General features: G+C 48.9%; 16 protein-coding genes. 11 read left to right on the top strand and 5 right to left on the bottom strand.

Annotation, left to right across the window (positions count from 1 at the left end; all coding sequences use genetic code 11):
* Nucleotides 1-2: 2 nt before the first annotated feature.
* On the top strand, nt 3-1,892 hold the full coding sequence (locus FC18_RS04130; protein WP_054680062.1) for a Dam family site-specific DNA-(adenine-N6)-methyltransferase: 1,890 nt from the start codon (nt 3-5) through the stop codon (nt 1,890-1,892).
* A 59-nt stretch (nt 1,893-1,951) separates the two neighbouring features.
* On the opposite strand, the gene FC18_RS04125 is transcribed toward FC18_RS04130, so the two are convergent.
* From FC18_RS04125 to FC18_RS04110, 4 genes are all read right to left on the bottom strand, one after another.
* On the bottom strand, nt 1,952-3,598 hold the full coding sequence (locus FC18_RS04125; protein WP_054680065.1) for an AlwI family type II restriction endonuclease: 1,647 nt from the start codon (nt 3,596-3,598) through the stop codon (nt 1,952-1,954).
* 136 nt (nt 3,599-3,734) lie between these two features.
* Nucleotides 3,735-4,622 (bottom strand): Kiwa anti-phage protein KwaB-like domain-containing protein, encoded by an 888-nt coding sequence (locus tag FC18_RS04120; protein ID WP_054680068.1) that lies wholly within the window; start codon nt 4,620-4,622, stop codon nt 3,735-3,737.
* Nucleotides 4,622-5,161, bottom strand: a complete 540-nt coding sequence (locus FC18_RS04115) for a hypothetical protein (RefSeq protein WP_156300960.1) — start codon at nt 5,159-5,161, stop codon at nt 4,622-4,624. Before FC18_RS04115 ends, FC18_RS04120 begins: the two co-directional genes overlap by 1 nt.
* An 831-nt stretch (nt 5,162-5,992) precedes the next feature.
* Nucleotides 5,993-6,664, bottom strand: a complete 672-nt coding sequence (locus tag FC18_RS04110; RefSeq protein WP_054680073.1) for a YoaK family protein — start codon at nt 6,662-6,664, stop codon at nt 5,993-5,995.
* A gap of 201 nt (nt 6,665-6,865) precedes the next feature.
* Here FC18_RS04110 and brnQ point away from each other — a divergent pair, with 201 nt between their 5' ends.
* Complete coding sequence (gene brnQ, locus FC18_RS04105; RefSeq protein ID WP_082404153.1) at nt 6,866-8,200, top strand: branched-chain amino acid transport system II carrier protein; 1,335 nt, start codon at nt 6,866-6,868, stop codon at nt 8,198-8,200.
* A 68-nt stretch (nt 8,201-8,268) separates the two neighbouring features.
* Here brnQ and FC18_RS04100 read toward each other — a convergent pair whose 3' ends face one another.
* The gene (locus tag FC18_RS04100; protein ID WP_056975525.1) at nt 8,269-8,559 is read right to left on the bottom strand and encodes a hypothetical protein; all 291 of its coding nucleotides are present in this window, start codon (nt 8,557-8,559) and stop codon (nt 8,269-8,271) included.
* 291 nt (nt 8,560-8,850) lie between these two features.
* Here FC18_RS04100 and FC18_RS04095 point away from each other — a divergent pair, with 291 nt between their 5' ends.
* The 9 genes from FC18_RS04095 (at nt 8,851) to FC18_RS04060 (ending at nt 19,305) form a co-directional block, all read left to right on the top strand.
* A complete protein-coding gene (locus FC18_RS04095; protein ID WP_054680078.1) occupies nt 8,851-9,189 on the top strand; it encodes a hypothetical protein in 339 nt (112 codons plus the stop codon).
* 372 nt (nt 9,190-9,561) lie between these two features.
* On the top strand, nt 9,562-12,975 hold the full coding sequence (locus FC18_RS04090; protein ID WP_056975524.1) for a vWA domain-containing protein: 3,414 nt from the start codon (nt 9,562-9,564) through the stop codon (nt 12,973-12,975).
* Nucleotides 12,968-14,257, top strand: coding sequence for a pilin N-terminal domain-containing protein (locus FC18_RS04085; protein ID WP_054680088.1), 1,290 nt, complete (start codon nt 12,968-12,970; stop codon nt 14,255-14,257). The genes FC18_RS04090 and FC18_RS04085 overlap by 8 nt, the downstream gene beginning before the upstream one ends.
* A gap of 149 nt (nt 14,258-14,406) precedes the next feature.
* Nucleotides 14,407-15,966, top strand: coding sequence for a SpaH/EbpB family LPXTG-anchored major pilin (locus FC18_RS04080; protein WP_054680091.1), 1,560 nt, complete (start codon nt 14,407-14,409; stop codon nt 15,964-15,966).
* A 154-nt stretch (nt 15,967-16,120) separates the two neighbouring features.
* Nucleotides 16,121-16,906 carry a class C sortase gene (locus FC18_RS04075; protein ID WP_054680094.1) on the top strand — a complete coding sequence of 262 codons (786 nt, stop codon included), beginning with the start codon at nt 16,121-16,123 and terminating at the stop codon, nt 16,904-16,906.
* Nucleotides 16,907-16,994: 88 nt separating this feature from the next.
* The gene (locus tag FC18_RS04070) at nt 16,995-17,495 is read left to right on the top strand and encodes a hypothetical protein (RefSeq protein ID WP_056975522.1); all 501 of its coding nucleotides are present in this window, start codon (nt 16,995-16,997) and stop codon (nt 17,493-17,495) included.
* A gap of 87 nt (nt 17,496-17,582) precedes the next feature.
* Nucleotides 17,583-17,795 (top strand): hypothetical protein, encoded by a 213-nt coding sequence (locus FC18_RS12190; protein WP_156300962.1) that lies wholly within the window; start codon nt 17,583-17,585, stop codon nt 17,793-17,795.
* 38 nt (nt 17,796-17,833) lie between these two features.
* Nucleotides 17,834-18,379, top strand: a complete 546-nt coding sequence (locus FC18_RS04065; RefSeq protein ID WP_054680100.1) for a hypothetical protein — start codon at nt 17,834-17,836, stop codon at nt 18,377-18,379.
* 116 nt (nt 18,380-18,495) lie between these two features.
* Nucleotides 18,496-19,305, top strand: a complete 810-nt coding sequence (locus tag FC18_RS04060) for an HAD family hydrolase (protein ID WP_054680103.1) — start codon at nt 18,496-18,498, stop codon at nt 19,303-19,305.
* Nucleotides 19,306-19,657 lie beyond the last annotated feature (352 nt).

The raw sequence follows: 19,657 nt of genomic DNA, 5'->3' as shown, positions 1-19,657 counted from the left end.
CTATGCAGATTGGACAGATAGAACTCATGACAGAAGATAACGTCGCCAAGCCTATTTTGAAATGGGCTGGTGGTAAGGGACAGATGCTGGAAATTTTGTCGGAAAACTTACCACTGACTTACAATAATTATATCGAGCCATTTTTTGGTGGTGGTGCGCTTTTCTTTAACTTAGAGCCTAAGAAAAGCATCATTGCAGATGCAAATGCAGAAATCATCAACCTTTATCAAACTGTGGCTAAAGATGTGGAATCCTTGATCTCGGCTTTGGCAAAATACAAGTATGACAAGGATATGTTTTATGAGGTCCGTTCACAGGACACACAAACCCTAAGCAATGTGGAGCGAGCAGCACGAACGATCTATCTTAACAAGACTGATTTCAATGGGCTGTACCGTGTAAATCGCAAAGGTGAATTTAATGTACCCTTTGGAAAATACAAGAACCCCAAGATTCTTGATGAAGCTAACTTACGTGCTGCCAGTCGTGCTCTGAAGGATGCAACCATCGTCGAAGGTGATTACTTGGACGTGCTTGCAAAATACGCGCAGCCAGGCGACCTGATTTTCCTCGACCCTCCGTACATGCCAGTTTCGAAGTATGCTGACTTCAAGCGTTACACTGCCAACCAATTTGGTGAAGAAGATCAAAAGAAGCTTGCTGCTGAGGTGCAACGATTGACTGATCTCGGATGCCATATATTGTTAACCAATTCCAACCACCCATTAATCCAGCAATTGTACGCACAATATCATTGCGAAGTAGTTCAAACAAAACGAATGATCAGTAGTAAATCTGCCACTCGATCCGGTGAGGATATTCTTGTCCGTAACTACGAGCTTGATCACGAATTGGTACCATCAACAGCTAACTTTTTACACCAGGCCAGCGAATATCCGTCGACACGCTACATGGGCAGTAAGGAGAAACTATTGCCTTACATCGCCGCAGCCGCTGAGAAGCTTCAGTTCGATAGCGTGCTCGATCTTTTTAGTGGGAGTGGAACAGTTAGCTATTTGTTCAAGGCTATGGGCAAGCAAGTTTACAGCAATGATTTCATGACCTTTTCTTCCACATTCACTAAAGCAATGATTGAGAACAATAACGTATCGCTTTCAGATGAAACACTGGAACGAGTGATGCAAACGCCAAGGACAAACGACGAGTTCGTCGAGACAATTTTTAAAGACCTGTACTTCGACGACATTGATAACTTGTTCATCGACACAATTCGCGCTAACCTATCGTCAGTATCAAACGAATATGAACGTGCCATTGTTACCGCTGCGCTGGTTCGTGCTTGCATGAAAAAGCGACCCCGAGGCATCTTCACCTACACTGGTAATCGATATGATGATGGAAGACGTGATCTCCAAATTACTCTGCAGCAGCAATTTATTGAGGCTGCACGTGATATCAACGCGGCAATCTTCGATAACTCTCAAAAAAATGTCGCCTTCAATAGTGATGCACTAGAACTGGAAGAAACTGCAGATTTGATCTACATGGATCCCCCTTACTTCAGCAAGTTGAGTGACAATGACTACGTACGGCGCTATCATTTTGTTGAAGGAATTGCCAGAAATTGGCAAGGTGTGACCATCCAAGAACACACCAAGACTAAAAAATTCAAGAACTACGTAACTCCGTTTTCAACGCAGAAAGGGACGTATGAGGCATTCGAATTTCTATTTCATAAATATCGAAATCAGAAAATCATCCTCTCCTACTCGTCCAACTCGTTGCCCACTAAGACTGAATTACTCAGCATGCTAGAGAAAGAATTCTCATCGGTACAATTATTCAGTGTTAACCATAAATACTCGTTTGCCAATCAAACGAAAAACATTAAGAACAACCAGGTCAAGGAATACCTTTTTATAGCCCAATAAAAAACAAGCTGGTAAACAATGCGTGACACGCAGTTTGCCAGCTTGTTCTGTTGCAGTACTCAATTATACTGGTAAACATCAACCGTATGCGCGATTTCGTGCTTCCAAAGACCAACTGTAGCATTTCTTGGGATCAAACACTTCTCAACCAAGCGTTCAACTTTTGTGTTATCAAATCGAATTTCTTGGAATTCTTGCATCACATGAATAAACTGCGTCAAGGTCATTGGCACAATATTGACAAAATAGGGGTCATTCTTATCGTACCACAAACCTACACGGAACATCTCGGCCGTATTATTGTCGATGGTCTTTGCTAAAAACAGGCCATACACCGGCTTTTCCGGATGCTTCGCTTGAATCCCAGCCACATGACGTCTTACCGGCTCTGCTTCTGCCGCTTCTTGGCGTGACGTTGTGGTCAGAGTAACCTCAACAACAAGAATGAATCCCTCGTATTCAAGTACAATGTCTGGACGGCCGCCTGGAGCATTACCAATCGGATAGAGATCTTGGTCAACGTTGAAGCCACGTGCTTTATCGGGTGTGTTCACCAAGCCATCAATTGCAAGAAATGCACGCCAAGACGTCCATTCAAGGTACGTTGGCATATCAAACTTAGCGTTAGCCTTAGCATTTTCAAAGACCTCACCATTTCCCCGATCACCGTTTATCACATGGAAATATTGGATAATTTCTTCAATGTTGTCATCAGTTGATTGCTCGCGAGCATACGAATGCTCGTGAACGGCGTCATCTTCCATTTGAAGTTGAATCAAGAACAATTTGAGATCTGGAACTTCAGTTGGTAATTCAGCATCTGTATATGAGCGCTCCAGCTTGGCAGCCAGCCGCTTTATCGACCGAATTAGGACATCAGCGTCATCAGTGGGCAGTGGATAGCCATTCCATAATTGATAATAATACTCAACGTCATCCGAAATAATCTGTGGCTCTGTTTGAAGAATTGCGTTTATGACGTCTATCCGTTCTTCATTGAATACCAGACGCTTCCCTTGCCGAGAAAACAAACCTGTCGTCAACATATAATTGAAATTTGGATTCGTATATGTTGCCAGAGACTCATACTTGACCCCACATTCTTCAGCCAACGGGGACAGGTAACTGGCATCAAACTTTGATTTATTTTGTTTGCCACTGACCTTATCACGTTCAATTCGATAGGAAATAATTTCATTTGCTACTGCTGAGGCCTGCGAATGATCGGTGACATTGCCAATTAGAACAAGTTCTTTCTCATTCACACCTTTATCTTGCTTTTTCGCACGCAACGCAGCCATAACCTGTAATGCGAAAACAAAAGGCTTAAATTTCGCTGTGGTAACATCATCTGCATCAATCTGAATCCCGAGCAAGGCGCGCAACATTGTATCCTGCATTTCATACGTAGTGGTAGCTTGCGCAAGGCGCCGACCTTGTGGCGTAATCTGATAAGGCTTTGAAGACAGATCCATTTCCGGATGTTTAGCGATAACTTGCTGTAGCACCGGTACGGTCGCCTTTTTTGCACGAAACTTGGGCGTAATAAAGCCGTTCTTGTCGAAAGCTGAACGCCACTTACGCGCAACAGATGACTGATCATCAGAGGTCGTACTCTTGTTAATAATACCAGCAGCATCTAAGGCAAGACTATACTCTGTTTCTCTCGCCTTACCGTCAAGATTGCCACTGAAGCCTTTGTCCACAAGTACCGTAAGGCCCCCCGGAAAGCGGACTGCACTTCGGACGGTTGTGTTTCCATATGTGTAAAAACGTCTGGTCAAATTATTTCATCCCCTAGTTTCAAAACTCTTGCGGCCAAAAACAATAGTGTGCACAACGTTATTTTTCATGTACTTTTCGTTTTGAGTTTGTAATAAATGTTGATTCAGAGAATGCACCCTTATACACTTCCTCATCAAGGAAGCCCAATATTTCCTTCAATGATTGCTTATCATCCGGCAGCACTACTTTGCTTTTCATCACATCAATATGAAGTCCGATTGATTTCGCCTGCTTCTGAATGTCAATGGCATTATAATCCTTGAGAACATGCGAGTCATTGATTGATGCGATCTTTCTTCTTACCCAAGTATCGGCAAGTTGAACAAACTTATCTGGGTGGTTAATTTCCAACACGCCAGATTGACTAAACGTTTCCACCTCAATATCAGTCGCAGAACGGTAATACTGGCTAAGATCGAAAACTTGCCGCGCATAATAATACGACTCAAATTGTAGTTTTGTTGATAAAAACACACAATCTACATTACATCCTACCCCGATACCCCAACGTTTTTCCCTCTTAAATGTTTGGTTATCGTAAAAGAGACTAAGCCGTTTTGTTGACAAGTATTGATCATTTCGAAAACGCTGTAAGGCAATTGTAAACGATTCATTTTCTCCAGACTCATCTCTCTCACCGACAAATATTGCTCTAATACTAGGAGAATCATCGCCATCACGCTTAAGCGTGGGCACCGACAAGGGATCCCTAACAGCATCAAAGATCGTGTTTGGGATCACAAAATCGTTAATTGAAAGTAGTTCATCAGAGCTGGGTTTATATTTTCCGTCAAATGCAATCTCTTGTTTATTCATCATTCGTTGAACCTCATTTGAAAAAATCAATGAAATGTCCGCACGAGTTTCGTCATCAACATCAATCAAGTAAGGTTCGGTAGAGTCCTCGCAATCAACCAACGCAAATATTGAGCTATTTTCAAACATTATCTATCCCCACTAGTATCTATCAGAATTTTTTCAAACATACGAATTGCAACCCTTACGTCCTTTTTGCTACGAAGCCGTTTTTTCTTGCTTATCAGAAGAATGTCTTTCATTCCAATGCCATCCATTTCCAATTTGTAGAAATGATATCCAATGACAAACAGCCAAAAATTGGGAAATGTAACAACTGCGGAAAGGCCTACGAGCACCAAAAGTGAAAGGACTACAAAAACTATGAACTTGTTGTAATCCTTAATCACCAGACAACCAAATGGAAGTAAATACGCAACAATAAACCCAAACATCCAACTATCCTGGGATTCTACGCCACTAACATTTATGGTCTTGCGGGACAAATGCTTCATCCCAAAAGAAAAGCTGAGAATGAACGAGAACACTAATACTATCGATATGACCAGTAAAACAATCGGTACTGTCCACGTCTTCAATTGAATTTGCCAAATTATTGCAATTATTACAAGTAGCGGAACAGCATTCGAGCTCAAATAAATAAACTTCTGCAACCAATTTGCCATCATACCCCTCCGCAGCTCAGCTTCCAACTCAAGAAAAAGTATACTCTAAATGAAATTGTTTTCACAATACCTCATCCTAGTTTACACCACCCCAAAATTTTAAGCTTTGTAACATAAATCGGGGAGAAAAAAGTCCTTAGCATCAAGTACTTTCGGAACAAATAGTATTTTTAGCCTCGCAAAAATTAATGAACGACGCAACTCACTTGAGTTTACTTCCGATGGACTGAAACTTTACTGGTCCTGATAAAATCCAACCGTATTCCTGCCATGTCACTACATGTTCCCACACACCACGTCAAGCACGACTTGCACGTGAATCCGACCGGAATCCACTTTTTGGCGGTTATTTTGGTCATCTACAACGAAGTAGCAATGTGTTGAAAACATTGTGAAATCAACGAGTCTCACTGTTTTTGGCGAGATAGCACTGTTACGGACTCGATGCTCGTAGATTGTGGACAGTCGTGTTATGATCGGATGCTGGAGTTATGTCTTGGCCTCTTCCTACGATTAGTCCGTATAGTCTTATGACGGTCGTACAACTCTCTCCTTAATCTGAAGGAACGGCGATGAATATTAGCACAGAGCAAATATACCTAAGAAAGCATACAACAAGTCGGTTCAACTTATCATGGACGGATTGCAAAATAAGACCGCCTGAACACGACAGTCTTACTTATTAGGGTGGCACATCTGTGGCACATTCCATCAGCGTATTATATGATGTTGGTATGGTAAAACGTTCTTAGACGCCCGTAACACTGCGATTTTCCGCTTTAGTCGTTTGATAGAAGTATTTCCCGGGAAATATGGTGCGAATGTGTTGCTGAATTATGCTGCGACCTTGGCCGTGCGGATGTAGATGACCGCCGCAATCAAGATTGGGGCGGCGATGGCAATGCCGGCACTGCCAATCAGGTGGGCGGCCAGGCCAGAGACGGTGGCACCGATGATGAGCACGATGATGGTGGCGGCGGCATCGGTAGCGGTCTTGAGCTGCTTGTGGTCGCGGTGCACCAGCCAGTCGTAGAATCCTTCCGATGCGGTCCGCAGGTTCCCCGTCATCATGATGGACATGTACGGCTTACCGTTCAGCCGCCGGAATTCTTGCAGCTGGGCGGCAGCGATGATGGCCACCAGGGAGCTCGTGACGGTGTCCGAGACGTAGGGGGCGACCAGTGACGTGACCACGGCCATCGCGGCTTCGAACAGCAATACGATGACTGCCCGCCGCCGTTTGGCTTCACGCGTGTTCAGGGCGTGCTGCAGGCTGCGAATGATCGCCGTGCCGACGCCGAATACGAGGAACGGGATGAGGTGGGCGACAAAATCGCGCCAGTCGCCGCGGCCGGCGCTGACCCCCATGAGGATCATGTTCCCGGTTTGCAGGCCGGCGAACACGCCACCGTGGGCCACGTATGTATATGCGTCAAGCGCACCGGCGTTGGCCGCCAGCAACATGCCGATGGGCAAGCGCTCAGTGATGGGAAAATTGCTGGACATTTTGGACCTCCATTAAAACGATGTTTCTATCATAACATGCCTATCCGCAATTTTGTTTGCGAAACGCCCCCCGGGTGTGCTTAACTAAACTGGAAGCATTATTAAATTGATGATAAAATGTGACAGATATAAATAAATACGTCACAAAACCAATGGCCAAGAAGTCGCTTCTTGGCCATCATTATGGAGGAAACTGCGATCATGGATAACAAACGGCTATCCCGGCGCGACCTGTTTTTAATCGGGACCATGCTTTTTGGCCTGTTCTTCGGGGCCGGGAACCTGATTTTCCCGGTTTTTCTGGGGCAGTCAGCTGGTAATCATATTCTGCCCGCGGTCATCGGGTTCCTCATTTCGGGGGTGGGACTGCCACTGCTGGCCGTTGCCGCTATCGGGATGAGCCGCACGGACGGAGTCTTCGGGCTGGCCGCGAAGGTGGGGCGCCCGTTCGCGTACGCGTTCACCGTTATCCTGTACCTGGGCATCGGGCCGCTGTTCGCGACGCCACGCCTGGCCACGATTTCGTATGAGATTGGCCTCGACCCGTTCATTCCGGACCGTTACCAGCACGTGGCCCTCGCCATTTTCTCCCTGCTGTTCTTCGGCGTTGCGTGGCTGCTGGCCCGCAAACCCGGGCGGATTATGTTCTATATTGGTAAAGTGCTGACGCCGGCATTCCTCGTGGCGCTGGCGCTGCTGCTCGGCTTTGTTATTATTTTTCCCATGGGCGGGCTGCATGCGGCGCCCGTGGCCGAGTACAAGCACATGGCCTTCAGTACTGGTTTCAGTTCTGGGTACATGACCATGGACGCGCTGGCGGGGCTGGCATTCGGCATCATCGTGGTGAAGGCGATTCAGGGTCTGGGCGTGCGTCGGCCGCAAGCCATCGCCATGGGCACGCTCAAAGCCGGTGCCATCGCCGCTGTCCTGATGGCTTTAATCTACGCGGTTCTGGCGTACATGGGGGTCACGGCGCTGGGTGAATTCGACCGCGCCAGCAACGGCGGCATCATCATCGCCGAAATCGCGCGCTATTACTTCGGCACGCTCGGCAGTATCCTGACCGCCATCATCGTGATTCTGGCGTGCCTCAAGACTGGGGTCGGGCTCATCACTGCGTTCGGCGACACGTTCAAGGAGCTGTTTCCGCGGGAGAACTACCAGTGGTTGATTGCCGGTGCCGCCGGGGTCCCGCTGATTCTCGCCAACATTGGCTTGAACCAAATCATCGCGATTTCCGAGCCGTTCCTCGATTTTCTGTACCCCATCGCCATCGTGCTGATTCTGCTCGGCTTACTTTCGCGCATTTTCCACGACCGGCAAGGCGTGTACGTGACCACGATTGCCTTTGTGCTGATTCCGGCAATTCTGGATGGGCTCAACGCACTGCCCGCATCTTTGCATCAAGGGCTGCTGGCAAATGTGCTTGCGCTTGGTCAGTATCTGCCCGGATTCAGTCAGGGCTTGGGCTGGACGGTGCCGGCATTACTAGGCTTTGTTATTTCCTGGGTAATATTCGGGCGACGTGCAGCCTAAAAAAGATCGCCAGCTGCGTGCTGACGATCTTTTTGTATGGGAATGTCGTTATGAATTAATTGGCGACGTTATGCGCGTTTACGCATCGGGGTCTCTGGTTCCTCAGTTGGCACAGGCACGACCTCGTCGCCCTTAGCCACGCGTTTGCCGTTCACGGCACGAACATTCTTCAAGCTAACGACTATGCGTCCGTTTAACTCGGGAATATTAGGACCGTCAGTGGCGGCATCAAATTCGGTGATTTCGAGCATTGCGGCGTGTTCGTAATTCTTCATCACCTTGCCTTTGAACTGTTTCTTCATGTCCTCGTGTACTTTCGCGGTGAGCACGTCACCTGGTTGTACGGTAATCTTAGCCATTATGCAGTCCTCCAATCTCGTTGATATGGGGCATTTTAGAACCATCTGCCGGCTTTGCCAACCGTTAAAATCACTTTTTGGCCCAACGTAAACAAATCTTACAATGTTGCATGATTGCGCTTTATCGGCTGTCGGGCGGGCATTTAGGTGGGTACCACTTTGTTGCGGCAGTGCCCATAAACGTAACGCTATTGTTACCGCATTGCCTTGCCCAGAACTTGCGCATTTGCAGGTCAAGCCCTAAAATTATAGTGAATGTGAATTAGTCCACTAATGGAGGAGGATTCAATAATGGCAGAAAATAATCTGCAGTTCGATCAGCTTTCAGAACCAGCACAATCCGTTGCGCTTACTCAGTTTGGCCGCTTCTATCTCCGGTACTTCCGGACGGAGGGGCTCGACGTGTTCGCCCAACTTGAACGGTCAGGGTACATCGCCGACATCAACCAGTACTTGATGGAGAACTCTGCTTTGCACAGTGACGAGTTGCTCACGGGGCTGATTAAGAGTCGCGGCCAGAACCTGGCGCACCTAATCAGTGCACTCGGGATTACCTTTGCCGAAGACGGCAGCGCACAACCTACGTTAGAACAATGGTACCTCAACGAAAAAACCGCAGTGGCGCGTTAGTCACTGCCTGAAATGAGCGGTCTCACCAGTAGCAGAAAATGCGCCTGGAGGGACCGCTTTTTGCGTGGCCAAAATTCCACATTTGCTTACAATTTGTTAGTCGAATGCGAAAACGGGTGTTATTTAGAAATTTTTTGTCAAGCTAAATGTATCCGTTTTCTTTGATATAACAAGGCGCGAACCTTGTGCATAAATATTTTTGTATATAACACGTGTTTTTATATCACTCAGCCTATGCAATCATTTAGACTTAAATTATAGGGAAACTTCAAACGACGCATAGAAAGAGGTGATTACCGGCATGCAGACGAGACACGCTTCTGGGGACGTGCTGACCTGCACTCCCCCCATCTAAACGAAAGGAGGAGCAACATGCGCAAGTTATTGACGGGCATCGCGGTGTTCGCACTGATATTGATGCAGGTGCAAGGCGTGTTCGGGCTGACGAGCTCGAACACGGTGAACGCCCGCGAGGAGCAGGTCGTACTGGATAACGATCTCGCCCGTGTCAGTGTGACCAGCGAAGTGGCGGAGGACGCCATTGAGTGGACACTGCACTACAAAAAGCGGGCACTGACCGACGATGCAACGCAGCGCGCGATTCGCGTTCGGCTCGCCCAAGCCGAAGATGGCACGGGCACGGTGCAACGCAAAGAGGGTGACCTCAAGCAAGCAGAAGATGACGACTGGTTCCGGGAAGCCGAATACACCGCCGAAAGTGACGGGACGCTGACCGTAACCACGCCACTTGACGCCAAGCAACTGGCAGTCTGGGTGCAACTGGACAGCCAGCTGATGGGTCAGGAGACACCGGACCTGCTGACGGGCACCGATGCAACGGCCAAGGTGGTCGCGGCACCGGAAATTCCGGCAACCGAAACACCAGAGAAGGAGGACGCAACCGAACCCGAAACGGAAATCGTTGCGGACGAAACTCCGGTGAATGTCGCTAAGCCGCAGCTGCAAGAAGAAGCAGCACCGGCGAAGGAAGTTGAAGCAAAGCAAGAAGAACAGCAAGCAGCTGAGGCACGGCTCGCATATGCAGCACCGTTACTGCTGAATCGGGCGGGTAGTACGAACCCGGATGATCAGTTTAAGTATGTGACGGACGTGGATGCAAAGGGAACCTATCCTGAAAACAACACGAACCAGCACATTACGACAGCAGACAAAGCCACCAGCAATGCCGATGTGCGCAACTATGCGTACAATCAGTCAGGAACGTCGACTGCTGACACCACGGTGACCTCGATTTTGAATCAGGGGACGCTGTTTGAAAAAGGCTATAGTCGCTACACGGGTATTGAGGGTGTGGACCAGTACAATGTTTACACCAAGAAGAGTGTGCAACCCACGGGTAACGAGAACGAATATCAAGTGCAGCTCGATGTAATTGGGGATGCGATTGAAACGTTGCCGGACCTCGACGTGGTGCTGGTGATTGACAAGTCTGGGAGCATGAATGATAGGGACAGTAGTAACTCAAGTGCGCCGACCAGATGGAAGCGGCTGCAAACTGCGGTCCAGAATTTCTCAACTGAGCTTCTAAGCCGTGGTAATGGTATTCAAATCGGTATGTCTGTGTTTGGAGGTACAACCAACTCAACATCCTCTGGGCGACCTTATGCAGAGATTGCTTCATTTAGTGACGCCGACTCAATCAACACGGAAAATCCTCAATTTGACGGCTATACCAGCAGTGCACAAACTTTGATGGATCATGAAGTATTTACCGGTAATGATCCTTTGGGGGGGACGCCTACTTTTATTGGACTGGACGCTGGGTTAAATTTGTTAATGAACAAAAATCTTGGCGCACGCGATAATGTTGCCAAGGTAATGATTGTTGTATCTGATGGTGACCCAACATTTTCAGCCGCTGCTGGAACCAATCAATACTACTACGATTCTGACGGTGAGCAACGCTCAGTTCAGGCATCATTGAATCGTGCGACTGCATCGGTTGCCAATAATAGTTTGCGGTATGTTTTAAACAATACTACTGGACAAAACGGCCAAACTAACTATGAGGGTAACGGTTCAGTCCAAAACAATGACGGTAGTATTAATACAATTAACGCTGAAGCACGGGCGCGTGCAACGATTGCGCACGCGGAAGCTAGATATGCCAACACGATTTATTCGAAAACGCAAAAGTTCGCAATTGGGTTCTACACGGGTGAACGAGCGCTGAGGGTACTAAATGCTTTGGGAACAGCTGGCACATATCAGGCTGATAACTTGACAGAGCTTCAATCTGCACTCGACAAGATTCTGCAAATTACCAGTTCCAAGATCATCGATGGTATCCTCACCGACCCAATGGGGGATGCAGTTACCCGTATCAGCGACGTCACAATGGCGGCATTAACGCTGAATAATGGTACGTTGACGGTAACTGAGGCTAACTCTGAAAACTATCCTGAGTACGCGGAGAACGTGCAGCCGACATTCACTGAGGACAAGATTGTTTTGGAAAAGGTAACGCTTGGTGCTGAAAATGGCGCTCAAGAAGGGCTACGCATCACGTACCTGGTTGCCTTAAAGGATGATTACCGGAATGGTAACTTCTACCCGACCAACAAGAAGACCGAACTGGCCAACTTGAATAACAAGTATCTGCACTTCGCCATTCCGTCGATTCGGGACTTCCCGAAGCTCGGCGACATTACGGTGAAGAAGGTATGGCAGGACGCCGACAATGCGTGGAGCACACGACAGGCCATCACGATGGTCCTGCAGAATCGCAAAAAGGGAACGAATGATGTTTGGACGAACGTGGCAGAGCAAAACTTTAGCACTAACGATGCAAGCTACACGTTCAAGGACGTTCCAATCAACCACGGATCAATCTTGATGGAATACCGCGTAGTGGAAGAAGTTGCTGGCGGACAGCGAGTTCCCGGTTACGAGAACCCAACGTATGCTCCGGCAACCACTACAATTGGGACTAACACGACATTGACCGTTACGAACAAACTCAAGTACGCGAATTATGAATTCACGAAGGTGTCTCTGAGTGGTAAGGAACTGGCTGGAGCGAAGTTCGAGGTAACGCGTGCAAATAGTACCAAATCACTCACGGTTCCCAGTGATGCTTCAGGCAAGGTGACCATTACCAATCTGCCAATTGGTGAATACACGGTTGAAGAAATCGATACACCGACTGGTTATGACGGCAAGGTCAAATTCAATATTAGCGTTACTGATGATGGTGCTAATGGTTTGAAGCTGACCAGTACACTCAAGAACAATATCGCAGAAAACCCACTGAAGGACACTAGTCTGACGGTAATCAAACGCGATAACAGTACGCAGGCGCCTTTGTCTGGTGCTCAGTTCGAAGTGTGGGAAGTTTCTGGGGATACCGACGTTTTGATTAGCAGTGGTGTAACTAACACAGCGGGGAAACTTGTCTTTGAAGAGGGGCTACCAGCGGGCAGTTACAAGCTGACGGAAACTGAGGCACCAGCTGGGTACATGTTACTTGAAGGTGACTTCACGTTCACAATCACTGATGATGGCGAAGTGAAGGACTTCAAATACTCGGGCAAGGACGTGAATAACGACCAAAAGCCAACACTAACGCTGACGGGCAGTGATAAGACGCACAACGAACTTCAAATCACGGCCAACAACCTGCCAAAGGCCCCACCAGCCCTTCCACGCACCGGTGGCATGGGCACGCAGATCATCCTGATTGTCGGTCTACTGGCACTTGGGGCGGCAGGTTTCTGGAAGCTCACTGACTGGCGGAAAAACCGGGGAGGTGATGAAGATGCTTAAGCGCATATTAATGGCAGTCGCGGCAATCATGCTTGCACTCCCGTTTCTGGGGATGCAGGAAACCCAAGCGGCGACGAATGACACGGCGGAGATTGTGCTCCATAAGCGCATCTTCTCGGTGAATGGTAATGACGGCACGCAATACGAAAACGACGGGTTACTGAAAGATCCAAGTGACGCGATGCTGGCCAAGACGGTCGGCGTGAACGGCGTTGAATTCGCCGTCTACAACGCGACGGGCTTGCTGGAAGCGGCTTTAGCGGAGAAGCAGACGGTGGACGAATTCGTCCGGGACTACACGGCACTGGAAATCAGCGCGGCGCAAGACATCGCGCAGAACCTGGATTTGGTTGGCAGCGGCAATGCGGGGACGGGGCGAATCGTGACCCAGTCGGACAACGCACTTAGCGAGGACGGCATCGGGCGCATCACCTTGCCGCAGCGCAAAGGCAACCACGTGGCGGCCTACTACATTATCGAAACGGGCCATCAAGCAGAAGTCGACGTCGATGTTGCCGCAGCCGCGCCCCTGATGGTGGTGATGAACGTGCGGCACCCGCAGACCGACGCGGTGTTAAACACGCTCCACATCTACCCGAAGAACGACGCGTACGCACGCGACCCATGGTTCTTCAAGTTCGGGGTGACGACCAGCGGCGACAAGGTGCGACTTGAAGGCGTTGAATACGTGATTTCTAAAGCGGGGGCGAATGGTCAACGCTTGTACCTCGGTCACTACACGCCGGGACAAGTGGTTTTGAACTGGGTGACCAGCACGAACCCGAAAACGGATCAGCGTCTGGCGGTGTTCACCTCCGACAAGAACGGATTGGTGGCCACACCAGACCTGTACCTGAAGAGCGGTGATTATCAGTTTAATGAAATCAAAGCTTTGCCAGGTTACATTCTGGACAACAAGCCAGTCACAATCGAAGTGTCTGACCGGATGTACGACGAGGATGGCAATTACCTCTGGACGCTGGTGAACGGCGAACAGATTTACGAAAGTCCGACCGGCATCTTGCCAGACAACATCATCGAAGCGGGTAAGCCGCGCGTATACAACTACGCGGAGCAAACCCCAACCACCCCGACGGATCCGGCCAAGCCGGCGGAACCGGAAGTACCGACAACCAGCACCAAGAAGCCGACGCCAAGTGGGATTCTGCCACAGCTGGGCAACGGCTGGAGCATCATCCTCATCATTGCGGGCCTGGTCATCATGGCTTGGGTCACAATCTGGTGGCGCATGCGCTCCAAGAACATTCAGAATTTCAAATAAGCAGGATTAGAGGCAAAAAATGACACGCACAATCTTGCGTTCAACAGGTGAACGCATGCATCGGCGCAGCAGACGGGAAGTGAAAGAACTAACCTAATGCGCGTCAGCCAGGATTCTGGACAAAACCAGAATCAGAGGGAGTAAAAATTATGAAGACGAGCATGATCAGCCGCACATGGCGCGGCACAATCGCAATCGCAATGGCCCTGACCGCAGCAAGCTCCATAATGGGCGCGGTGCCGACGATTGCGGCAAGCAAGACTGGGGACAATGTTGATATTACGATTAACAAAAAGGACGGGCTGGACTTGAACGGTTTGCACCAAAACACTGGTGTAGAGATGGATGAATTCAAGAACCAAGACCCAGTTAATGGCGCAGGATTTACTGTTTATGATGTAACTGAATACTTCTACGACGCATTTGACGGTACAAACGGTGAAGACCTGTACGAAAAGCTGAAGGATGAATGGTCAACGATTTTGGCGGGCAACGCTGATAAAATCAAAGCTGGCAAGCAGCAGATGACTGCAGATGGAGGTCAGACAACCTTCAAAGACTTGCCAATCCAGGTTGAATACAACAAGGTACTTCGCAATGCAGTTTACGTTATTGCAGAAACCACGACAGTCGAGAATATGACGCCAGCACTGCCGATGGTGGTCGCACTGCCTGTCTATATGCCGGGTAGCAAGACCGAGGTGAATAAAAATATTCAACTCTATCCTAAGAACTACGGTGTTGATAAGGTTCTTCTTGACACTAAGGGGGATCCTGTAGACGAGGAAAACAATCCACTTTACGATTTCGAAGTAGGTAAGGTGTTGACTTACAGAGTAAAGTACGTAATTCCTGAAGATATCGGCAAGCTGAATACGGCAGAAACAGCCGCACTGTACAGTCAGTTCGCAGTCAAAGATGCCATGACCGAGGTTGGTACAACATTCAGAAAGATTTCCAGCGTGAAAATTGGTGATGATGACGTCATGAGTAAGTTTGGACCTGAGGCTGCTGGGGTTACTCTAACAAAAGAAGAAAGTAGCGAGAACGCTGCTTGGTGGCAGATGGACTACGACATGAGTAATGACTCCATGCGAACACGGTTAGAGGAAGAAGCCGGGAACACACTGGTTGTTGAATATCAGGTTGTCATCAACGAAAACGCGGTCCCGGATACAAAGATTAACAACGACTTTGTAGTCAGCTTTAACCGCGATGGCAAGCCAATCAGTCAAACGGATGATGGTCCTAATATTACGACTGGTGGTTACAAGTTTAAGAAAGTAGACAGTACCACAAATGAAAAATTACCTGGAGCTAAATTTAAGATTCAGAAGGCGGGCACTGAATTATACGCTAAATTTGTAGGAACCTGGGAAGCTCCAACAAGTATTGAGTGGGTATCCAAAGGTGAAGCGACAGAAGTTGAGTCTAATAGTGATGGGCACATCATTCTTCAAGGACTGGAACATGGAAATTACGTTCTTGTCGAAACCGCTCCACCAGATGGTTACGTAAATCCGGTAAATCCCGACACAACCTTCACAGTTAAAGAGGGATCTTACACCGTTACTGAACTTCCTCAAATTAAGAACACGCCTAACACTCCTGGCAAGCTCCCACTCACCGGTGGCATCGGCCTCATCACCCTGGTGGTAGTCGGCGGCGCGCTGATGGGTGCATCGGCCCTGAAGAAGAAGGAAGACTAAGCGCCACTTCCGGCAGATAGGAGCAGACAATGCAAACACTAAGTCATCGCGGCAAGCGGGGTGAGCCCCCATAGCGCCGCACAGCTAAATAGCACGCGCGTGTACATGGCAATCTGCTGCACGCGCACTACATACCCTAGAGGAGGACACGATTATGAAACCAAAACGCCGCGTCAGTACCATTATTCGCCGCCTGATTTTCATCATCGGCCTCCTCATTTGTTTGTTCCCGTTCGCCACCCGCGCCATTAATTACGTAATGGTGCAGCGCGACATGGCCCGCGTAGAGGCGGACAAGCAGGCCCAGATTCGGCGGTCAAAGCGGTTGGCCAAGCTTCAGGGCCAAGAAATTGACCTGGATCACTACGGCACCAGCCAGCTGCGCAAAGAGCTGGCGGACAACCTGCTTGGCAGCATCGTCATTCCGGCCATCAACGTCCAACTGCCACTCTTTGACAACGTCTCCGACAGCGCGCTGAATCACGGCGCGGGCGTCATTCCGGGCACGAGTGCACCGGTCGGCGGCAAGAGCACGCATACGGCTATTTCGGCCCACAGCGGTTTGCCGACCAAGACGATGTTCAGTGACCTGCATAAGGTACAAAAGGGTGACCAGTTCATCGTCACGGTTGGTGGCAAGCACCGGGCGTACAAGGTGGACGACATCCGCGTGATTGTGCCCACCGACGCGGCCGCACTGAAGATTCAGGCTGGGCGGGACCTTGCGACCCTGGTGACCTGTACGCCGGTGCCGGCGAACACGCACCGCCTGCTGGTGACGGGCCACCGGGTACCGTACACCAAGCAGCTGGCACGCAAAGCGAAGGCGGCGAATAAGTCGGGTTACTGGCGCAGTGTGGTGCTGCTGATGGGGATGTTCTGGGGGATGGTGACGCTTGGATTGTACTGGCTATGGCAGAAAAGACGGATGACAAAATAGATAGGAGAGATGGATTATGCTTAAATAGAATTTACTGATGAAAGTAGTTTGTATCCTGGCACTGGTCTCAGGAGCGGCACCAACAATAATGGTGCGTGCTGAAACGGGTGCACAAAAGACGGACTTTGTGCAAGTTGAAAAGTTGACATCAGTGATTGTTACGCCGGAAAAGCATTCAATTTTGCCAGCAACCGTTAGCAAGCTTAATGAACTTATTGAGGAATATCCGCAATGGGTATCCTCCGTGAATTACTACATCGATTATGTTGAAGCAGAAACAAACTTTACAGATGAAGAATTCAATGCGGGGTTGACAGATTTAATTGTTGCAGCTGACGAAGCTGAAGGAATGGCTGTTAAGGAAATAGATGTGGCCAAGGTTCCGGAAGCTCGAAATGCTTTAAACATGGGACTTTGGAAACTAGGGATTAAAGCTTGTGATGCAAAAGGATATGAACTAACTTCCAAACTAATGACGCATGCAATTAAATCAGGATCAAGCAATCCCAGCACATTGACCTTGAACGATAATTATGGTGTCTTTAAGGTTGTTGCTTTGGAAAAGCTTGCAACCACAATGTGGGAATAGCTAACCGCTTGGGGTGCGACGGAGGTTAGCTATACTAAATCACACGATTTTACTTTTTCCACCGCAAATTCTGGATAGGATTATGTGATGGCGATTCATGCCTGTACGGTTACGTTTAACTGGCTAAAACATGAAGATGGGACGTATGGTTGCCTGGCATACTTGCATGATACATTTGACTTTGCAGCTGCGCCAAATGATTTATCCATTCTAGGATTGGCGAATGATGTTGCGGTTGAACTGACTACTGAGGGTGAAATTGGACCGTTTAAATTCACAATAAATGGTACAATGGGTTGATATCATTATGTAAGCGCAAACTATTTAGGGAGCATTGAATGAATAGATACTATGGATTGTTGATTGTTTGGTTTATGCTATGTGTTAGTGGCTGTAGTGCCTCTCCGAATAGCAGATCTAACCATCAGTATTCTAAGCAAAGCGAGATATATCGCGAAGATGGTACGAATTTGGATCGACATGTTATTAACATCAGGAACAATTATTTTGCGTACCTAGATTATGGTACGGACGGCTTAGAGTTGCTAAATCGCCCAACAGAAGGGAAAGAGGCTGACCAAGGGCTGGCGGTTAGTCCTGATTCGTTTTTGGTTAATGCCATTGCCACACTTGGTTGGAATCAGCATTATCTTCTGCTCCGTACACGTAAGGGTGAAACTTACAACACAATCAACAATCAGCAAATCACGGGTCAATATTACATCGTCGTGAACCTGGATACACAGGCCATGGCTTACTACAAGACGCGCACTGCGGCTGAGGATAAATGTCCGCCAATTACGCATGTATTGTTGAAGAAACCTGCCGCGTATCCTTGGTTTGCCCACTTCTATTACGGTAAGAATCGTAACCTGCATCGATAATTGCAAACGACCGTCCGGAAAGGGGATGGTCGTTTTACGTGATTTTTTATTATGATTTTAGGCGATTTCTGCCACTGTGCTACAATAGATGAAAACTAACGAAGGCAGGCCCGAAAATGGAACCACACTTGATTATCACTGACATCGATGGCACGCTGGCGGTTGACCACCAGCACGTGTCGCCCATGACGATTGCGGCGCTCAATGCGGCGATGGATAACGGCCACCAGTTCTTCGTGGCGACCGGGCGGATGTACGCGCTGGCGAAAATCATGGCGGATCAAGTGTCCGACCGGGCGGGCGTGATTGGCGCGAACGGCGCCGTGTATGACTTTGCCGGCGAACGCGTGCACCATTTGCTGGGCGCCGATGCCCTGAAGGCGGTCAACAGCGTTACGACTGAGCACGGCCTCTCCGCCTTCTACTTCAGCGACGACAACGTCTACTACACGCAGACGCCACCCGCATTCGTTGAAGCGGCCCTGCGCGTGTTCGAACCCAGCGGCCTGACCGTGGGCGTGAAGCAGGTGGGCAATCTGACCAACCTGCTCAAGCACGAGCACGAGATTACCAACGGGATTGTCATCAGTCCCCGCGATGCAGAAGGCTTGCAGCAGTCGATGGCGGACCTGCAGAAGCTCGACCTCATGCACCTGTCCGCGTCGAACCACGATAACATGGAGCTCATCCCCCGCGGCATCGACAAGGCCACGGCCATTAACGAGCTGCAGCAGCTGACCGGCATCCCCGCCGAGCGCACGATTGTCTTCGGTGACGGCATGAACGACATCGGCATGATGAAGCAAGCCGGCGTCAGCGTCGCGATGGGCAACGCCGTGGACGCGGTGAAGCAGGTGGCCAAGTACGAGACCGCCAGCAATACCGAAGACGGGATTGCGAAGTTCCTCAATAATTACTTGCAGTAAAAATTTGCCTCTAAAGTCGCGGCCAGCAAGCCGCGGCTTTTCATTTGCCCAAGTGGCGTTTTCGCATGCGGTTTCAGGCACAAAATCCGGATTTTCGGCCTCGAAACGGACAGAAATCTGCCGGTGGTGCTTTACAATAGTAAGTTTTCACGGTATGTTTTAATCTATAAAGCAGATATTTGACCGTGACAATGTATGGTTTTACAAATGCACATTGCATGATTAACGGCCATTATCTGGGCGGGGCGCACCAGTTGTGTCCCGCCACAAGTTCGTAAGTGTGCATGAGTGCATACATAGTGGCTGGTGAATAATTTGTCCAAGTTATCTGTAACAGCTCCTTAACCCGTTA

The organism is Lacticaseibacillus sharpeae JCM 1186 = DSM 20505 (assembly GCF_001436225.1).
Lineage (GTDB): Bacteria > Bacillota > Bacilli > Lactobacillales > Lactobacillaceae > Lacticaseibacillus > Lacticaseibacillus sharpeae.
The sequence above is the reverse complement of the archived record's forward strand: the minus strand, read 5'-3'. Positions and strand labels throughout refer to the sequence as shown.

Excerpts from the sequence above, each read along its gene's own strand:
- brnQ (WP_082404153.1), top strand. The coding sequence starts at position 6,866 with ATGGATAACAAACGGCTATCCCGGCGCGACCTGTTTTTAATCGGGACC.
- FC18_RS04070 (WP_056975522.1), top strand. The coding sequence starts at position 16,995 with ATGGTGCGTGCTGAAACGGGTGCACAAAAGACGGACTTTGTGCAAGTT.
- FC18_RS04100 (WP_056975525.1), bottom strand. The coding sequence starts at position 8,559 with ATGGCTAAGATTACCGTACAACCAGGTGACGTGCTCACCGCGAAAGTA.
- FC18_RS12190 (WP_156300962.1), top strand. The coding sequence starts at position 17,583 with ATGGCGATTCATGCCTGTACGGTTACGTTTAACTGGCTAAAACATGAA.
- FC18_RS04115 (WP_156300960.1), bottom strand. The coding sequence starts at position 5,161 with ATGATGGCAAATTGGTTGCAGAAGTTTATTTATTTGAGCTCGAATGCT.
- FC18_RS04090 (WP_056975524.1), top strand. The coding sequence starts at position 9,562 with ATGCGCAAGTTATTGACGGGCATCGCGGTGTTCGCACTGATATTGATG.
- FC18_RS04060 (WP_054680103.1), top strand. The coding sequence starts at position 18,496 with ATGGAACCACACTTGATTATCACTGACATCGATGGCACGCTGGCGGTT.
- FC18_RS04110 (WP_054680073.1), bottom strand. The coding sequence starts at position 6,664 with ATGTCCAGCAATTTTCCCATCACTGAGCGCTTGCCCATCGGCATGTTG.
- FC18_RS04080 (WP_054680091.1), top strand. The coding sequence starts at position 14,407 with ATGAAGACGAGCATGATCAGCCGCACATGGCGCGGCACAATCGCAATC.
- FC18_RS04095 (WP_054680078.1), top strand. The coding sequence starts at position 8,851 with ATGGCAGAAAATAATCTGCAGTTCGATCAGCTTTCAGAACCAGCACAA.
- FC18_RS04085 (WP_054680088.1), top strand. The coding sequence starts at position 12,968 with ATGCTTAAGCGCATATTAATGGCAGTCGCGGCAATCATGCTTGCACTC.
- FC18_RS04120 (WP_054680068.1), bottom strand. The coding sequence starts at position 4,622 with ATGTTTGAAAATAGCTCAATATTTGCGTTGGTTGATTGCGAGGACTCT.
- FC18_RS04065 (WP_054680100.1), top strand. The coding sequence starts at position 17,834 with ATGAATAGATACTATGGATTGTTGATTGTTTGGTTTATGCTATGTGTT.
- FC18_RS04130 (WP_054680062.1), top strand. The coding sequence starts at position 3 with ATGCAGATTGGACAGATAGAACTCATGACAGAAGATAACGTCGCCAAG.
- FC18_RS04075 (WP_054680094.1), top strand. The coding sequence starts at position 16,121 with ATGAAACCAAAACGCCGCGTCAGTACCATTATTCGCCGCCTGATTTTC.